This is a genomic window from Thiomonas sp. TH-17 (genome assembly GCF_057473305.1).
Genome location: NZ_JBYCKI010000197.1, coordinates 1 through 15,678 on the forward strand (window position 1 = coordinate 1; position 15,678 = coordinate 15,678).

Below are 15,678 nucleotides of genomic sequence, written 5' to 3' on the forward strand. Positions count from 1 at the left end.
AGGCGGTACTTGAAGTGATGCCAGGTGGATTGGGCGAGGTAGTTCAGCTCGTTGTCGTCGATGCCCAGGGTGCCGGCCGCCGCCTGGTGCAGCAGCGGTTTCCAGAGATGACTGCGGCCGCGTTCGATCAGCGTGATGTCGGCCTGACGGCGACGACCCAGGGTGTCGCCCAGCCGCGTAGCCAGTTCCAGCCCGCCGGCGCCGCCTCCGACGATGACAATGCGAGGCAGCTGAGAATCAGTAGAAGTCTGGGACATGATGATGGGTCGTCGGTGCAAGGCCTTATTGGAGACCGGCTTGCGTGCGGGCGCAAGCGGCCTCGCGACCACTAACATGCAGCCTCACGCCGCAGCCCGCTTTCTTATCCTTATCCGGGCGCCCGCGCGGCCTCAACCTGCAAGCCTCACGATGAACGAGAAGTATGACGCCAGCGCGGTGGAAGCCGCCGCGCAAGCCCACTGGCAAAGCACCGACGCCTACCGCGTGCGCGAAGACAAGCCGGGCGAAAAGTTCTACGCCTGCTCCATGCTGCCCTACCCCTCGGGCAAGCTGCACATGGGCCATGTGCGCAACTACACCATCAACGACATGCTCACCCGCCACCTGCGGATGAACGGGCACAACGTGCTCATGCCGATGGGCTGGGACGCCTTCGGTCTGCCGGCTGAAAACGCGGCGATGAAAAACAAGGTTCCCCCGGCGAAGTGGACCTACGACAACATCGCCTATATGAAGCGGCAGATGAAAGCCATGGGTCTGGCCATCGACTGGAGCCGCGAAGTAGCGACCTGCTCGCCCGAGTACTACAAGTGGAACCAGTGGCTGTTCCTCAAGATGCTGGAAAAAGGCATCGCCGAGCGCCGCACCCAGGTGGTGAACTGGGACCCGGTGGACCAGACCGTGCTGGCCAATGAGCAGGTGATCGACGGGCGCGGCTGGCGCTCGGGCGCCGCGGTGGAAAAGCGCGAAATCCCCGGCTACTACCTCAAGATCACCGACTACGCCGAAGAACTGCTGGCCGCCGTGGCCGATCCCGAAGACACGAACTACCTCGCCGGCTGGCCCGAGCGGGTGCGGCTGATGCAGGAGAACTGGATCGGCAAGAGCAGCGGCGTGCGCTTCGCTTTCACGCATGTGATCCGCGACGCGCAAGGTGAGCTGATCCAGGACGGCCGCATGTACGTGTTCACCACCCGGGCGGACACCATCATGGGCGTGACCTTCTGCGCCGTGGCGCCCGAGCACCCGCTGGCCGCGCACGCCGCGGCGGGCCATGCCGAACTCGCCGCGTTCATCGAGCGCTGCCAGCAGGGCGGCACCACCGAAGCCGAACTGGCGCTGAAAGAAAAAGAGGGCATGCCCACCGGGCTGTTCGTCACGCATCCGCTCACCGGCGCTCAAGTGCCGGTGTGGGTCGGCAACTATGTGCTGATGAGCTACGGCGACGGCGCGGTGATGGGCGTGCCCGCGCATGATGAACGCGACTTTGCCTTCGCCAAAAAATACGGCCTGCCCATTCAGCAAGTCGTCGCGGTGGAAGGCGAGATCTTCAGCGCCGACGCCTGGGCCGAGTGGTATGGCGACAAACAGCGCGCGGTTTGTGTCAACTCGGGCGAGCTCGATGGGCAGCCCTACAAAGACGCCGTGGACAAAGTCGCCGAACTGCTCGCTGCCAAAGGCCTGGGAGAGAAGCGCACCACCTGGCGGCTGCGCGACTGGGGCGTGAGCCGCCAGCGCTATTGGGGCACACCCATTCCCATCATCCACTGCCCGGATTGCGGCGCGGTGCCGGTGCCGGAAAAAGACCTGCCGGTCGTCCTGCCCGAAGACCTGATTCCCGACGGCAGTGGCAATCCGCTGCACACTTGTGCAGCGTTCGTCGATGTGGCCTGCCCGCAGTGCGGCAAACCGGCCAAGCGCGAAACCGACACGATGGACACCTTCGTCGATTCGAGTTGGTACTTCATGCGCTACACCTGCGCCGACAACCACGGCGCCATGGTGGACGGCCGCACCGACTACTGGATGCCGATGGACCAGTACATCGGCGGCATCGAGCACGCCATCCTGCACCTGCTGTATGCGCGCTTCTGGACCAAGGTGATGCGCGACCTCGGACTGGTCAAGGCCGACGAACCCTTCACCCGCCTGCTCACGCAGGGCATGGTGCTCAACCACATCTACTCGCGCAAAACCCCGCAGGGCGGCATCGAGTATTTCTGGCCGCACGAGGTCGAGAACGTGTTTGACGCGCAGGGCAAGATCACTGGCGCCAATCTCAAGGCCGACGGCTCGGCAGTGGACTACGGCGGCGTGGGCACCATGAGCAAGAGCAAGAACAACGGCGTCGATCCGCAAGACCTGATCGACCGCTTCGGCGCCGATACCGCACGCCTGTTCACCATGTTCGCCGCTCCGCCCGAGGCCACGCTGGAGTGGAACGACGCCGCGGTGGAAGGCGCGCATCGCTTCCTCAAGCGGGTGTGGGCCTTCGGGCTGAAGCTCAGCGCCCTGGCCTCGTCCGAAGCCGAGCCCGATGAAGCCGCCCGCAAGCTGCGCCGCGAAGTGCACCAGACCTTGCAGCAAGTGAATTTCGACTACGGCCGCATGCAATACAACACCGTAGTGTCGGGCGCGATGAAACTGCTCAACGCACTGGAAGGCGCCGACGCTGCTGCCGCAGGCATATCGGCCGCGCTGCGCGAAGGCTTCGGCATTCTGCTGCGCGTGCTCTACCCCGCCACGCCGCACATCGCCCACGCCTTGTGGCAGGAACTCGGCTATGCCGCCGAGTTCGGCGATCTGCTCGACGCACCCTGGCCGCAGGTCGATGAGGCCGCGCTGTTGCAAGACACGATCGAACTCATGCTGCAAGTCAACGGCAAGTTGCGCGGCGCCATTCAGGTGGCGGCCAGTGCCGACAAGGCCACGATCGAAGCCGCCGCACTGGCCAGCGCCGACTTCGCCAAGTTCAGCGAGGGCAAGGCCGCAAAGAAGGTCATCGTGGTGCCGGGCCGGCTGGTCAATGTGGTGGTCTGAATGAAGCGTCGCAGCGTCCTCGCCTTCGCACCGCTTCTGGCCTTGAGCGCCTGCGGTTTTCAGTTGCGCGGCTCGACTAATCTGTCGTTCAGCACGCTGTATGTGGCGGGCGCCGAGACCTCGGCCTTCGTCGTGGCGCTCAAGCGGCAGATCGCCGCCACCACTTCGACCCGCATCGCACCAGACGCCCAGTCGGCGCAGGCGGTGTTCACCCTGCTGGGCGAATCGCAAACGCAGACTGCGCAGGCCTACAACGCCGATGGCACGGTGGCGCAATACCTGTTGCGCTACACCGTGCGCTTTCAACTCGCCACGCCGCAGGGCAAGATGCTGATCGCCCCGACTGACCTGAGCCAGACCAGTAATCTGAGCTACAACTCCAGCGCCACGCTGGCCAAGGCCAACGAGTCCGATCTGCTCTATCGCGGCATGCGCCAGGAGCTGATCAACCGTCTGATGTTCCAACTCGCCGCGGTGAAGGTGAACTGATGCAGCTTGCTGCCGACCAGCTCGACGCCCATCTCGCCAACAAGCTTGGCGCGCTGTACGTGGTGTACGGCGACGAGACCCTGCTGGTGAACGAAGCGGTGGATGCCATTCGCGCCCGCGCCCGGCAGCAGGGCTTCGACGAACGCGAGAGCCACACGGTGGAACGCGGCTTCGACTGGAGCCACCTGCTCGCAGGTAGCCGCGAGATCAGCCTGTTCGGCGGCAGGCGGCTCATCGAACTGCGCATTCCGGGCGGCAAGCCCGGACGCGACGGCGGCGAAGCGCTGGCGGCGCTGGCCAGTCATCTCTCTGCCGATGTCATGGCGGTGGTCATCCTGCCCCGTCTGGATGCTGCCACCCAGAAGTCGGCCTGGTTCAGCGCCCTGAGCCAGGGTGGCGTGGCGGTGCGGGTGGACAGCATTGAACTGGCGCAACTGCCGCGCTGGATCGCCGCCCGACTGCAGCGCCACGGCTTCACCCTTCCGCCGGGTGACGCGGGGCGGGCGCTCACCGATTTTCTGGTGGCGCGAGTGGAAGGCAATCTGCTGGCCGCGCATCAGGAGATCGAAAAGCTGGCGCTGCTATGCCCGCCCGGCCCGCTCGATCCCGACACGGTGGAGCAGGCGGTGCTCAACGTGGCGCGCTACAGCGTGTTCAAGCTCGGCGAGGCGGTGCTGGGCGGCGACGTCGCCCGCCTGCGCCGCATGCTCGACGGCCTGCAGGCCGAAGGCGTGGCCCCGGTGCTGGTGCACTGGACGCTGGCCGACGACATCCGCGCCTGGCTGCGCATCCGCCAGGGGCTGGACGCGGGGCAGGCGCTGCCCGCGCTGCTGCGTGCCAACCGCATTTGGGGCGTAAAGGAAAAGCTGCTGGAGCGCGCCTTGCCGCGCCTGCGCACGCCCGATCTGGAGCGGCTGCTGCATCTCGCCGCGCAATGCGATCTGGCGGTCAAGGGCCTGCGCCCTGACTCCCTGCCGCGCGCCCCGTGGGACGCGCTGCAGGTGCTCGCCCTGTCCATGCTCGACGCCCTCTGGCCCACGCCGCCGGGCGCCCGGCAGAGCCGCAGACTGGTGCTGCGCCCGGCGCTTTGAGCAAATGCTTCAAAACCGCGAGTTGCGGGCTTTTGAACTCTGCGGCCTTGCCCGGCTCTGAGCAATGTCCACTACGTTTTCCGGCCTTTTTTGTGGCCTTCTTAGCTGTCTTCTTCGCCGCCTTTTTTGCAGCCTCTCTCACCGAAACGTCATGCCCCTTTTCCTCCCTCGCTCCCCCATCTCTGGCCGACTGAGCCACACCTTGACCGCACTCGGCCTGTCGGCTGCCGCCCTGCTGCCCACTGCATTCGCGCAGGCCGCGCCCGCGCCCATACCCGACAACGCGCCCAGCTTCACCGCAGGCCCGGATGATGTGATGCGTGTGCTCCCCGCGCAACTGCTGCCGGCACTACAAGTCAACTGCCACGGCGTGAAGATCGCTGCACCCGCCTGGCGCGCGCAACTCGACGCCTCTGCGTCCTTGCTGATCAACCTCAATCAGGTGACAGTGCCGGAGAAGCAGGCGGTCTTGCCGATGGCCCTGTTGTGCCCCGCGCCCAGCCCGCTCGCCGCCGCGTGGAGCCGGGCTGCGGAACAAGCCAGCAATCTGGTCAAGCTCGACTTTCCCGGCGCGCCTGAGCAAGTCACCGGCGCCAGCTTCATTGGCCCGAAGGGCGGACGGGTGCTGATCGTCAACCGCAGCGCACAGGCCGTGCGGGTCAAACTGGGAACCTGGGTGGGCAAGGCCGCGCGGCTGGATCAATACACCGAACCGGGTGCAGCAGCTCAGCCGCCGAAGGTCGAGCATCTGCGCCGCGCCTTGGGCGCAGAGGATGCGCAAGGCATTCTGTTGCCGCCGATGTCACTTAGCGTCGTCGGCTGAGTATCGCTGGCGGCGTCAAGCCGCGTTCAACCCAGATTCAAGCGGCCCACTGCCGCAGTTCGCTCAACCCGACCACGCCCGTCCAGGGCTGGCTGCCGACGCGCCCGATAGCGGGGGCGCCCACCTCGCCCAAACCGTCTAACCAGGCCAGCGCGCCGTCGAAATTTTCGTGATGGGTGTAAGCGCCGGTGGTGACCACGGTGCGCAGCCCGGCGCCGTGCGCTGCGCGCAGGCCATTGGTCGAGTCTTCGAACGCCAGGCATTGCCCCGGGGCCAGCCCCATGCGTTCGAGCACCCAGGCGTAGATGCCGGGATCGGGTTTTTTGCGAGGCACGGCGTCGCCCGCGCCCACCACCTCGAACCAGTCCATGCCGCCTGCACCCAGGGTGGCATGAATCAGCGCTTCGACATTGTCGGGCGTCGTGGTCGTGGCAATGGCCAGACGCAGCCCGGCGCCACGCGCCTGCTCCAGCACCCGGCGCACGCCCGGACGCAGGGCGATGCCGCCCTCGGCGACCAGTCGCACATAGTGCGCGGTCTTGCGGCGGTGGAGTTCGGCGATCAGCCCCGCCGCCTCGGGCGCAGCCGCAGCCTGCGGATCGATCTCCTGCCAATAGGCCAGCATGCGCTCTTTGCCGCCGGTAATGGCGAGCAGACGGCCGTAGGTCGGCACGTCCCAATGCCAACCCAGCCCGGCATCGGTAAAGGCCTGGTTGAAAGCGATGCGATGACCGTCGCGCTCGGTTTCGGCCAAGGTGCCATCGACATCGAAAATCAGGGCGCTCAAGGGCGTTGAATTCATGCCTCACCTTTCCATTTGATGGAGCAGCCGATGCTGGGATATTGCTCCTCGGGGCCGACGCCGGTTTCGGCGATCTGCTTCATGGCCTCGAACAGATCGCGGCGCACATCGGGCGCGGCGGCCTGCTTGCGCGAAGCGTCGAGCTGGCCGCGGTATTGCAGCTTCAAATCGGCGTTGAAGCCGAAAAAATCGGGCGTGCAGACGGCGCCGTAGGCCTGGGCTACGGCCTGCGTTTCGTCATACAAATAGGGAAAACCGAAGCCGTGCTGCGCGGCGAATTCCTTCATATTGTCGAAGGAGTCTTCGGGATAGGCGCTCACGTCGTTGCTGCTGATCGCCACGGCATGCACGCCCAACGCGCGGAGTTCGTCGGTGTCGCGTTTGATGCGGTCAGCCACCGCCTGCACATACGGGCAGTGATTGCAGATGAACATCACCAGCAGTCCCTTGGGGCCGCGCAGTTCGGCCAGGGTATGGCTGCGTCCGTCGACGCCGGGAAGATGGAAGTCGGGCGCGGGAAATCCGCGCTGCAAGGGATCGGCGGTTGCTGCCATGACAAAACTCCTTTGCTCGGTTGTCGGGGAATGCAATGCACAGACGACAACCCCGGCTGAGGCCGGGGTTGTCGATCGCTCAGACTGAGTGAAAGATCAGTTGATCTTGGGATCGAGCTTGCCCTTTTCGTACAACGCCACCATGGCATCGAGCGTGATGGGCTTGATCTTGGAGGCATTGCCCGCGGTGCCGAAGGCTTCGTAACGCGCCTTGCAAATGTCTTTCATGGCCTTGGTCGAGGCGATGAGGAATTTGCGCGGATCGAACTCTTTCGGGTGCTCGGCCAGGAACTTGCGGGTGGCGCCCGTGGAGGCCATGCGCAGGTCGGTGTCGATGTTGACCTTGCGAACGCCGTGCTTGATGCCCTCGACGATCTCTTCCACCGGCACGCCATAGGTCTCGCCCATGTCGCCGCCGTAGGAGTTGATGATCTTGAGCCACTCTTGCGGCACCGAGGAGGAGCCGTGCATCACCAGGTGGGTGTTGGGAATGCGAGCGTGAATTTCCTTGATGCGGCCGATGGCGAGGATGTCGCCGGTGGGCGGACGGGTGAACTTGTACGCGCCGTGGCTGGTGCCGATGGCAATGGCCAGGGCGTCAACGTGCGTCTTTTTCACGAAGTCAGCGGCCTCTTCGGGATCGGTCAGCAACTGGCTGTGATCGAGCGTGCCTTCGGCGCCGATGCCGTCTTCTTCACCGGCCATGCCGGTTTCGAGCGAGCCCAGGCAACCGAGTTCGCCTTCGACCGACACGCCGCAGGAATGCGACATTTCCACGGTGCGGCGGGTGACATCGACGTTGTACTCGTAGGTGGTGGGCGTCTTGCCGTCAGTGCCCAGCGAGCCGTCCATCATCACCGAGCTGAAGCCCAGCTGGATGGAGCGCTGGCACACGCCGGGGCTGGTGCCGTGGTCTTGGTGCATGACCACGGGGATGTGCGGCCACTCTTCGACCGCGGCCTCGATGAGGTGGCGCAGGAAGGGCGCACCAGCATACTTGCGAGCACCGGCCGAGGCCTGCAGGATGACCGGCGAGTTGGTCTCGTCGGCGGCTTCCATGATGGCGCGCACCTGTTCGAGGTTGTTGACGTTGAAGGCGGGGACGCCGTAGGAATGCTCGGCCGCATGGTCGAGCAGTTGACGCAGGGAAATCAGGGCCATGACGGACTCCTCAAGGGAAATGGAACAGGTTCAAAGAAATTTCAAGAATCAAGACAGGGCCTGCTTGGCGCGCTGCTGCAGAATCTCGAAAGCGGGCAACTGCTTGCCTTCGAGAATTTCCAGGAAGGCGCCGCCGCCGGTGGAGATGTAGCCGATCCGGTCGGTGATGCCGTACTTGGCGATCGCCGCCAGCGTGTCTCCGCCGCCCGCGATGGAAAACGCCGGACTGCTGGCGATGGCCTCGGCCAGCACCTTGGTGCCGTTGGCGAAGGCGTCGAACTCGAACACGCCCACCGGGCCGTTCCAGACGATGGTGCCCGCGGTCTTGAGTTTGGCCGCCAGCTTGGCCGCGGTCTTGGGGCCGATGTCGAGAATGAGGTCGTCAGCGGCCACATCCTTGGCGTCTTTGACGGTGGCCTCGGCCGTGGCGCTGAACTGCTTGGCCACCACCACATCTTCGGGAATGGGCACTTCGGCGCCGCGTTCCTTCATCTTGGCGATGACCTTCTTCGCCTCATCCACCAGATCGGGTTCGGCCAGGCTTTTGCCGATGGGCAGTCCTTCGGCCAGCATGAAGGTGTTGGCGATGCCGCCGCCCACGATCAGGCCGTCGACCTTGTCGGCCAGGGCCTGCAGGATGGTGAGCTTGGTGGAGACCTTGGAGCCCGCGACGATGGCCACCAACGGGCCCGCCGGGTTGGACAGCGCGCGGTTGATGGCGTCGATTTCAGCCGCCAGCAGCGGGCCCGCGCAGGCGATGGGCGCGTACTTGGCGATGCCGTAGGTGGTCGCCTCGGCACGGTGAGCGGTGCCGAAGGCGTCGTTCACATAGATGTCGCAGAGCTTGGCGATTTTTTGCGACAGCGCGTCGTCATTCTTTTTCTCGCCCTTGTTGACGCGGGCGTTTTCAAGCATGACCACTTCGCCGGGACGCACGTCGAAGCCGCCGTCCACCCAGTTGGCCTGCAGCTTGACCGGCAGGTCGAGCAGCTCGCTCAGGCGCTTGGCCACGGGGGCCAGCGAATCCTCGGGCTTGAACTCGCCTTCGGTCGGGCGGCCCAGGTGCGAGGTGATCATCACCCCGGCGCCGGCGTCGAGCGCCATTTTCACTGCGGGCACGGAAGCGCGCACGCGGGTGTCTTCGGTGATCTCGCCCTTGTCGTTGAACGGCACGTTCAGATCGGCGCGGATGAATACGCGTTTGTCCTGGGCGAAGCCGCGCTTGCACACTTCTTCAAAGGTCAGGATTTGCATCAGTCTCTCCTCGGTTCTGCTCCCGGCCAACCTGCGACAGACCGGCCGGGCGCGCAGTGGTTACGACATCAGTTGCTGGCGACGTGCTTGACGAAGCGCATCATGTTGCAGGTGTAGCCGTACTCGTTGTCGTACCAGGCGACCACTTTGACGAAGGTGGCGTCGAGCGCGATGCCCGCATCGGCGTCGAAGATCGAGGGCATGGAGCAGCCACGATAGTCGGTGGAAACCACCTTGTCTTCGGTATAACCGAGCACACCCTTGAGCGGGCCTTCGGACGCGGCCTTCATCGCGGCGCAGATGTCGGCGTAGCTGGCTTCCTTGTTCAGCTCGACGGTGAGGTCGACCACCGAGACATCAGGCGTGGGCACGCGGAAGGCCATGCCGGTGAGCTTCTTGTTCAGCTCGGGCAGCACCACGCCAACCGCCTTGGCGGCTCCGGTGCTCGACGGAATGATGTTGTCCATGATGCCCCGGCCACCGCGCCAGTCTTTGCTCGACGGGCCGTCCACGGTTTTTTGCGTGGCGGTGGCCGCGTGCACCGTGGTCATCAGACCGCGCTTGATGCCGAAGCTGTCGTTGAGCACCTTGGCCACCGGGGCCAGGCAGTTGGTGGTGCAGGAGGCGGCGGAAACAATGGCCTCGCCCGCGTACTTGGCGTGGTTCACGCCGTAGACGAACATCGGCGTCGCATCTTTGGAGGGGGCGGACTGCACCACTTTCTTCGCGCCAGCGTCGATGTGTTTCTGGCAGGTGTCGAGGGTGAGGAAGAAGCCGGTGGCTTCGACCACCACGTCGGCGCCCACTTCGTTCCACTTCAGGTTGGCGGGATCGCGCTCGGCGGTCAGGCGGATCTTCTTGCCGTTGACCACGAGGTTGTTGCCTTCCACGCCCACCGTGCCGTTGAAGCGGCCATGCACCGAGTCGTACTGCAGCATGTAGGCCAGGTAGTCCGGCTCAAGCAGGTCGTTGATGGCGACGATTTCCATGTCCTTGAACTCGGCTTCCTGCGCTACGGCGCGGAACACCATGCGGCCAATACGGCCGAATCCATTGATGGCGATGCGAATGGTCATGTGAGATCTCCTGAATGAAGGTTGAGTATGAAAGGGGGATCGGGTGGCGCGTTCCAAGATGCCGCTGGGCGACTCACACAGCCGGGTGCAAGTCCGGGGCCTGCACGGCTTGCAAGGCCTCGGCCACTGCGGCCACGGTGGGAATGATGCGATCGGGCTCGGCCAGCGCTATGGACTTGCCGTGGTTGTAGCCATAGGGCACGGCCCAGACCGCCACGCCGGCGGCACGCGCGGTGGCGACATCAATCTCGGAATCGCCGACGAACAGGGCGCGGTCCGCCCGCAGCTTGAAGGCGTCGAGGCAGTAGCGCACCGGCAGCGGATCGGGTTTCTTGGCTTCGAGCGTATCGCCGGCCACCACCATGTCGAAGTAGTGGCGAATGCCATGCACCATGAGCACTGTCGTGGCGAAGCGCTGTTCTTTGTTGGTGATCAGCGCGATGCGCACCTGCGCCGCGCGCAAGGCCTTGAGCGTACTGAGCACATCGGGATAGAGGCGGCTGCGCTGCCCGGTGCGCACGGCATAGAACTCGGCAAAGCGCGGCATCAGGATGTCGAGCGTGCCGGTACGCCGCACGGTCTCTTCTTCGAGGCCGGTGGCGTGCGCATAGGCGTGCAGCATGAGCTCGCGCGTGCCATGTCCGATCCAGGCGCGGATGAGATGCTCGGAGACCTCGGGTAGATTCTGGTCACGCAGCAGGTCGTTGACCGCGTCGGAGATTTCCGGCGCGGTCTCGACCAACGTGCCATCGAGGTCGAACATCACCAAATCGAACTGGGCTTGCGTCATCTTTCGGCAGGTCGTTGTCAAAATCAGGCCAACTGTGCTCAGGCGGCCTGCAGCACGGACTTGGCCACCGCCACAGCGTGTTCTGCGGTCACCTTGAAGTGCTGATAAAGCTGAGGCGCGGGGGCGGATTCACCAAAGGTGGCGATACCGACGATGCCGCCGTTCAGGCCGACATACTTGTGCCAGAAGTCAGGATGGCCCGCCTCGATGGCCACGCGCGGCAAGCCTGCGGGCAGCACCTCGTTGCGGTAGGCCGCATCCTGGCGATCGAAGGCGTTGGTGCAGGGCATGGAGACCACGCGGGCCGCGACGCCCTGTTCGGCCAGCATGCCTTGCGCCTTGAGCGCAATCTCGACTTCCGAGCCGGTGGCGATCAGCGCGATCTGCGGCTTGCCGCCCTGGGCTTCTGACAGCACATAGCCGCCGCGCGAAATGGTGCGCTCGGCGTCTTCCGGGTGCGGGGTGGAGACCAGATTCTGCCGCGACAGCAGCAGGGCGCTGGGGCCATGCTTGCGCTCGATGGCGTGCTTCCAGGCCACGGCGGTTTCGAGCACGTCGGCCGGGCGCCACACATCCAGATTGGGGATGAGGCGCAGGCTGGACGGCTGCTCGATCGGCTGGTGGGTCGGGCCGTCTTCGCCCAGACCGATGGAGTCGTGCGAGAAGACGTGGATGACCCGCTGCTTCATCAGCGCGCTCATGCGCACGCCGTTGCGCGAGTAGTCGGAGAACATCAGGAAGGTGCCGCCGTAGGGCAGGAAGCCGCCATGCAGCGCCATGCCGTTCATCATGGCCACCATGCCGAATTCGCGCACGCCGTACGACAGGTAGTTGAACGCCGTACCCGGCGCGGCCTTCTCGAAGGAATGCGAGGCCTTGACCGCGGTGAGGTTGGAGCCGGTCAGGTCGGCCGAACCGCCGAACAGGCCGGGCAGCGCGGGCACCAGGGTTTCGAGAGCGATCTGCGAGGACTTGCGGGTGGCCGTGGCGGCGCTGACTTCGCGTGCCTTGGCGTAAAGCGCCTGGACGGTCTGACCCCAATCGGCCGGCAGGTCGCCGGCCATGCGGCGCTTGAATTCGGCGGCCAGTGCGGGATGGGCCTTTTCGTAAGCGGCGAAGCGCTCGTTCCAGTCGGCTTCGAGCTTGGCGCCGTGGAATTTGGCGTCCCAGGCCTGGTAAATGTCGGCGGGAATTTCAAACGGGCCGTAGTCCCAGCCCAGCGCCTTGCGGGTGGCGTCGGCCTCGGCCTGGCCGAGTGCGGCGCCGTGCACATCGTGCGTGCCGGCCTTGTTGGGCGAACCCCAGCCGATGGTGGTGCGGCAGATAACGAGAGTGGGCTTGTCGCTGGTCTTGGCTTCGGCGGTGGCCTTCTCAACGGCAGCGGCGTCATGGCCGTCGATGGGGCCGATGACATTCCAGCCATAGGCCTGGAAGCGCTGGGCGGTGTTGTCGGAGAACCAGTGCTCGACGTGACCGTCGATGGAAATGCCGTTGTCATCGTAGTAAGCGATGAGCTTGTTGAGCTTGAGCGTGCCGGCCAGCGAGCAGACCTCGTGGCTAATGCCCTCCATCAGGCAGCCGTCGCCGAGGAACACATAGGTGTGGTGATCGACGATGGCATGGCCGGGCTGGTTGAACTGCGCGGCCAGCACCTTTTCGGCCAGCGCCATGCCCACGCCGTTGGCGATGCCCTGACCCAGCGGGCCGGTGGTGGTTTCCACGCCCGGGGTGTAGCCCACTTCGGGATGGCCCGGCGTTTTGCTGTGCATCTGGCGGAAGCGCTTGAGTTCCTCGATCGGCAGGTCGTAGCCGGTGAGATGCAGCAGGGCGTAAATCAGCATGGAGCCGTGGCCGTTGGACAGCACGAAGCGGTCGCGGTTAGCCCAGTGCGGATTGGCCGGGTTGTGGTGCAGGTGATTGCGCCACAGCACTTCGGCGATATCGGCCATGCCCATGGGGGCGCCGGGGTGGCCGGAGTTGGCGGCTTGCACGCCGTCGATGGCGAGAAAGCGGATGGCGTTGGCCAGGCGACGGCGTTGTTGGGTGTCGATTTGTGCGGTAGTCATGTTGAAATTCTTCCGGGTTTGGACAGCTCGTTGGACAACGCGGTTAACCTGCGCGACGCTTGAGGTCCATCAGACGCAGAATCATTGGCGTGAAGATGAGCTGCATGGCAATGCCCATCTTGCCGCCGGGCACGACCAGGGTGTTGGGGCGGCTCATCCACGAGTCGTGGAGCATGGACAGCAGGTAGGGAAAATCGATGCCCTTGGGGTTCGCGAAGCGGATGACCACCATGCTCTCGTCGAGCGTGGGAATGTCTTTGGCGATGAAGGGGTTGGACGTGTCCACCGTCGGCACGCGCTGGAAGTTGACGTGGGTGCGCGAGAACTGCGGCGCGATGTGATGCACATAGTCGGGCATGCGGCGCAGGATGGTGTCCATCACGGCCTCTTGCGAGTAGCCGCGCTGGATCTGGTCGCGGTGCAGCTTTTGCACCCACTCCAGGTTGATGATGGGCACCACGCCCACCAGCAGGTCCACCTGCTTGGAGACGTCGATGGTGCCGTCGGAATAGCCGCCGTGCAGGCCTTCGTAGAACATCAGATCGGAACCCGGCTTGATGTCCTTCCAGTCGGTGAAATTGCCCGGCTCGACGCCGAATTCGGCCGCCTCGCCCGCATCATGAATGTACTTGCGCACCTTGCCGCCGCCGGTCTCGCCGTAGGTCTTGAACACGGTTTCCAGTTCGCCTAGCAGATTGGCGTCGGGGCCGAAGTGGCTGAAGTGACGGTTGCCCGCGGCCTCCTGCTTTTTCATCTCTTCGCGCATTTCCATGCGGTTGTAGGCATGGAACGAGTCGCCCTCGACGATTTGCGCGGTGAGATGTTCACGTCGGAAGATGTGCTGGAAGCTGCGCATCACCGTGGTGGTGCCGGCGCCCGACGACCCGGTGATGGCAATGATGGGATGTTTGACAGACATGGTGCGAGCCTCTTTTCAATACAAGGAAATCAATGCATGCAGCGCCCGTCTTGATGCAGGTCACTGCCAGGTTTGATCAGGCGCGAAGCACAGCAACGGCGGCAGGGCCCCTCGCTTCGATGCAGCCGAAGCAAGCCGACCCGGCGGCCGCAACGCTCAACGGCTGGCTTCGTCGCGGTACAGCGAACGCTCTTTGAACAGCGGCGACTCAAAGGCTTTGTCTTCGCCCCGGTCGTATTCGGCGTGATAGCGCTCCAGACGCTCTATTTCGTTCTTGGAGCCCAGCATCACCGGCACGCGCTGATGCAGCGAGCTTGGCTGCACCTCAAGAATACGCCCGCGCCCGGTAGAAGCCGCGCCGCCCGCCTGTTCGATGATCATGCCAATCGGATTGGCTTCGTACATCAGGCGCAGACGGCCCGGTTTGCTCGGGTCTTTGGTGTCTTTGGGGTACATGAAAATGCCGCCGCGCATGAGAATGCGGTGCACGTCGGCCACCATCGAGGCGATCCAGCGAGTGTTGAAGTCGCGCTCGCGCGGGCCGGTCTTGCCGGCCTTGGCCTCGGCCACATAGCGCTGCACCGGCGGCTCCCAGAAGCGCTCGTTGCTGGTGTTGATGGCGAATTCGCTGGTGTCCGCGGGAATCTGCAGATTCGGATGGGTGAGGATGAAGTTGCCGATTTCGCGGTCGAGGGTGAAGCCGTGCGTGCCCTTGCCCACGGTCAGCACCAGCATGGTGGACGGGCCGTAGATGGCGTAACCGGCAGCGACCTGCTCCACGCCGGGGCGCAGGTAGTCGGCCACGGTGGGATCGCCGATCTTGGTGTGGCGCAGCACCGAAAAAATGGTGCCGACCGAGACGTTGACGTCGGTGTTGCTCGACCCGTCGAGCGGATCGAAGATGAGCATGTAGGGGCCGCGCTCGAACTCTTTGGGCAACTCATACGGATCGTCCATCTCTTCGGACGCCATGCCAGCGACCAAGCCACCCCACTCGCACGCCTGAATCATGGCGTCGTTGGAGAGCACGTCGAGCTTTTTCTGCACTTCGCCCTGCACGTTCTGCGTGTCAAGCGCGCCGAGGAAGCCGCCGAGCGCCCCCTTGGAGGTCATAGCCGAAATGGCCTTGACCGCGGCGGTCACGTCCACGAGCAAGGCAGCGAGATCGGCCTGATCATCAGTGCCGTGCAATTGCTCGATAAGGAATTTTGAGACGGTGGTGCGACCTGACTGCATGGCGGAGCTCCCAATGGTTATGGGCCAGGGACAACAGACCTGCCCCGCACTTCAGAAGTGCGGGTGAATCTGCTGGCTCGAGGCCCGATGACTTTTTGAAGCAACCTGCGGTCGGCGGACCAACCCCTGAGAAGTCGCCGAGACATCACTGAGACGTCAGCAAGACGTCCATCAGCGCAAGTCACTTCAAAAAGCCCGCAGCCCCAAAACGGAGACTCGCATGAACAGACTTCATTGGCTGCGGTAAAAGCTCCTGAAGTAGAACTTCGGAGCCCGTTCACAAACGGTGCGACCCATGACAATGGCGAAAAGGTGAATGACAAAATTCATTCCTAATCTTTATCGCTTAGGCCGAATATAAGCGGTGGCTCGAATTAA

Annotated in this window: 14 protein-coding genes; 4 read left to right on the forward strand and 10 right to left on the reverse strand. The window is 64.3% G+C overall.

Features of this window, described 5'->3' with window-relative positions:
• A partial coding sequence (locus tag AC2VLV_RS11705) for an FAD-dependent oxidoreductase (protein ID WP_486990155.1) occupies positions 1–257 on the reverse strand: 257 nt, incomplete at its 3' end.
• 151 nt (positions 258–408) lie between these two features.
• Between AC2VLV_RS11705 and leuS the strand changes: the two genes are divergently transcribed.
• From leuS to AC2VLV_RS11725, 4 genes are all read left to right on the forward strand, one after another.
• The gene (leuS, locus tag AC2VLV_RS11710) at positions 409–3,039 is read left to right on the forward strand and encodes a leucine--tRNA ligase (RefSeq protein WP_486990156.1); all 2,631 of its coding nucleotides are present in this window, start codon (positions 409–411) and stop codon (positions 3,037–3,039) included.
• Positions 3,040–3,528 (forward strand): LPS-assembly lipoprotein LptE, encoded by a 489-nt coding sequence (locus tag AC2VLV_RS11715; RefSeq protein ID WP_486990157.1) that lies wholly within the window; start codon positions 3,040–3,042, stop codon positions 3,526–3,528. It abuts the gene before it with no gap.
• Entirely contained in the window at positions 3,528–4,619 is a 1,092-nt protein-coding gene (holA, locus tag AC2VLV_RS11720; protein ID WP_486990158.1) for a DNA polymerase III subunit delta, read from the forward strand. Before AC2VLV_RS11715 ends, holA begins: the two co-directional genes overlap by 1 nt.
• A gap of 202 nt (positions 4,620–4,821) precedes the next feature.
• On the forward strand, positions 4,822–5,442 hold the full coding sequence (locus tag AC2VLV_RS11725) for a hypothetical protein (protein ID WP_486990159.1): 621 nt from the start codon (positions 4,822–4,824) through the stop codon (positions 5,440–5,442).
• A 37-nt stretch (positions 5,443–5,479) separates the two neighbouring features.
• Here the strand turns inward: AC2VLV_RS11725 and AC2VLV_RS11730 are convergent, their stop codons facing one another.
• From AC2VLV_RS11730 to AC2VLV_RS11770, 9 genes are all read right to left on the reverse strand, one after another.
• Positions 5,480–6,244, reverse strand: a complete 765-nt coding sequence (locus AC2VLV_RS11730; protein WP_486990160.1) for an HAD family hydrolase — start codon at positions 6,242–6,244, stop codon at positions 5,480–5,482.
• Entirely contained in the window at positions 6,241–6,798 is a 558-nt protein-coding gene (locus tag AC2VLV_RS11735; protein ID WP_486990161.1) for a thioredoxin family protein, read from the reverse strand. The genes AC2VLV_RS11730 and AC2VLV_RS11735 overlap by 4 nt, the downstream gene beginning before the upstream one ends.
• Before the next feature lie 96 nt (positions 6,799–6,894).
• The gene (fba, locus tag AC2VLV_RS11740) at positions 6,895–7,959 is read right to left on the reverse strand and encodes a class II fructose-bisphosphate aldolase (protein ID WP_486990162.1); all 1,065 of its coding nucleotides are present in this window, start codon (positions 7,957–7,959) and stop codon (positions 6,895–6,897) included.
• 48 nt (positions 7,960–8,007) lie between these two features.
• Positions 8,008–9,213 (reverse strand): phosphoglycerate kinase, encoded by a 1,206-nt coding sequence (locus AC2VLV_RS11745; RefSeq protein ID WP_486990163.1) that lies wholly within the window; start codon positions 9,211–9,213, stop codon positions 8,008–8,010.
• A 68-nt stretch (positions 9,214–9,281) separates the two neighbouring features.
• Positions 9,282–10,289, reverse strand: coding sequence for a type I glyceraldehyde-3-phosphate dehydrogenase (gene gap / locus AC2VLV_RS11750; RefSeq protein WP_486990164.1), 1,008 nt, complete (start codon positions 10,287–10,289; stop codon positions 9,282–9,284).
• A gap of 73 nt (positions 10,290–10,362) precedes the next feature.
• On the reverse strand, positions 10,363–11,079 hold the full coding sequence (gene gph, locus AC2VLV_RS11755; RefSeq protein ID WP_486990165.1) for a phosphoglycolate phosphatase: 717 nt from the start codon (positions 11,077–11,079) through the stop codon (positions 10,363–10,365).
• A 38-nt stretch (positions 11,080–11,117) separates the two neighbouring features.
• Entirely contained in the window at positions 11,118–13,145 is a 2,028-nt protein-coding gene (gene tkt, locus AC2VLV_RS11760) for a transketolase (protein ID WP_486990166.1), read from the reverse strand.
• Positions 13,146–13,188: 43 nt separating this feature from the next.
• The gene (locus AC2VLV_RS11765) at positions 13,189–14,064 is read right to left on the reverse strand and encodes a phosphoribulokinase (protein WP_486990167.1); all 876 of its coding nucleotides are present in this window, start codon (positions 14,062–14,064) and stop codon (positions 13,189–13,191) included.
• A gap of 156 nt (positions 14,065–14,220) precedes the next feature.
• On the reverse strand, positions 14,221–15,300 hold the full coding sequence (locus AC2VLV_RS11770; RefSeq protein WP_486990168.1) for a class 1 fructose-bisphosphatase: 1,080 nt from the start codon (positions 15,298–15,300) through the stop codon (positions 14,221–14,223).
• Positions 15,301–15,678: the final 378 nt, after the last annotated feature.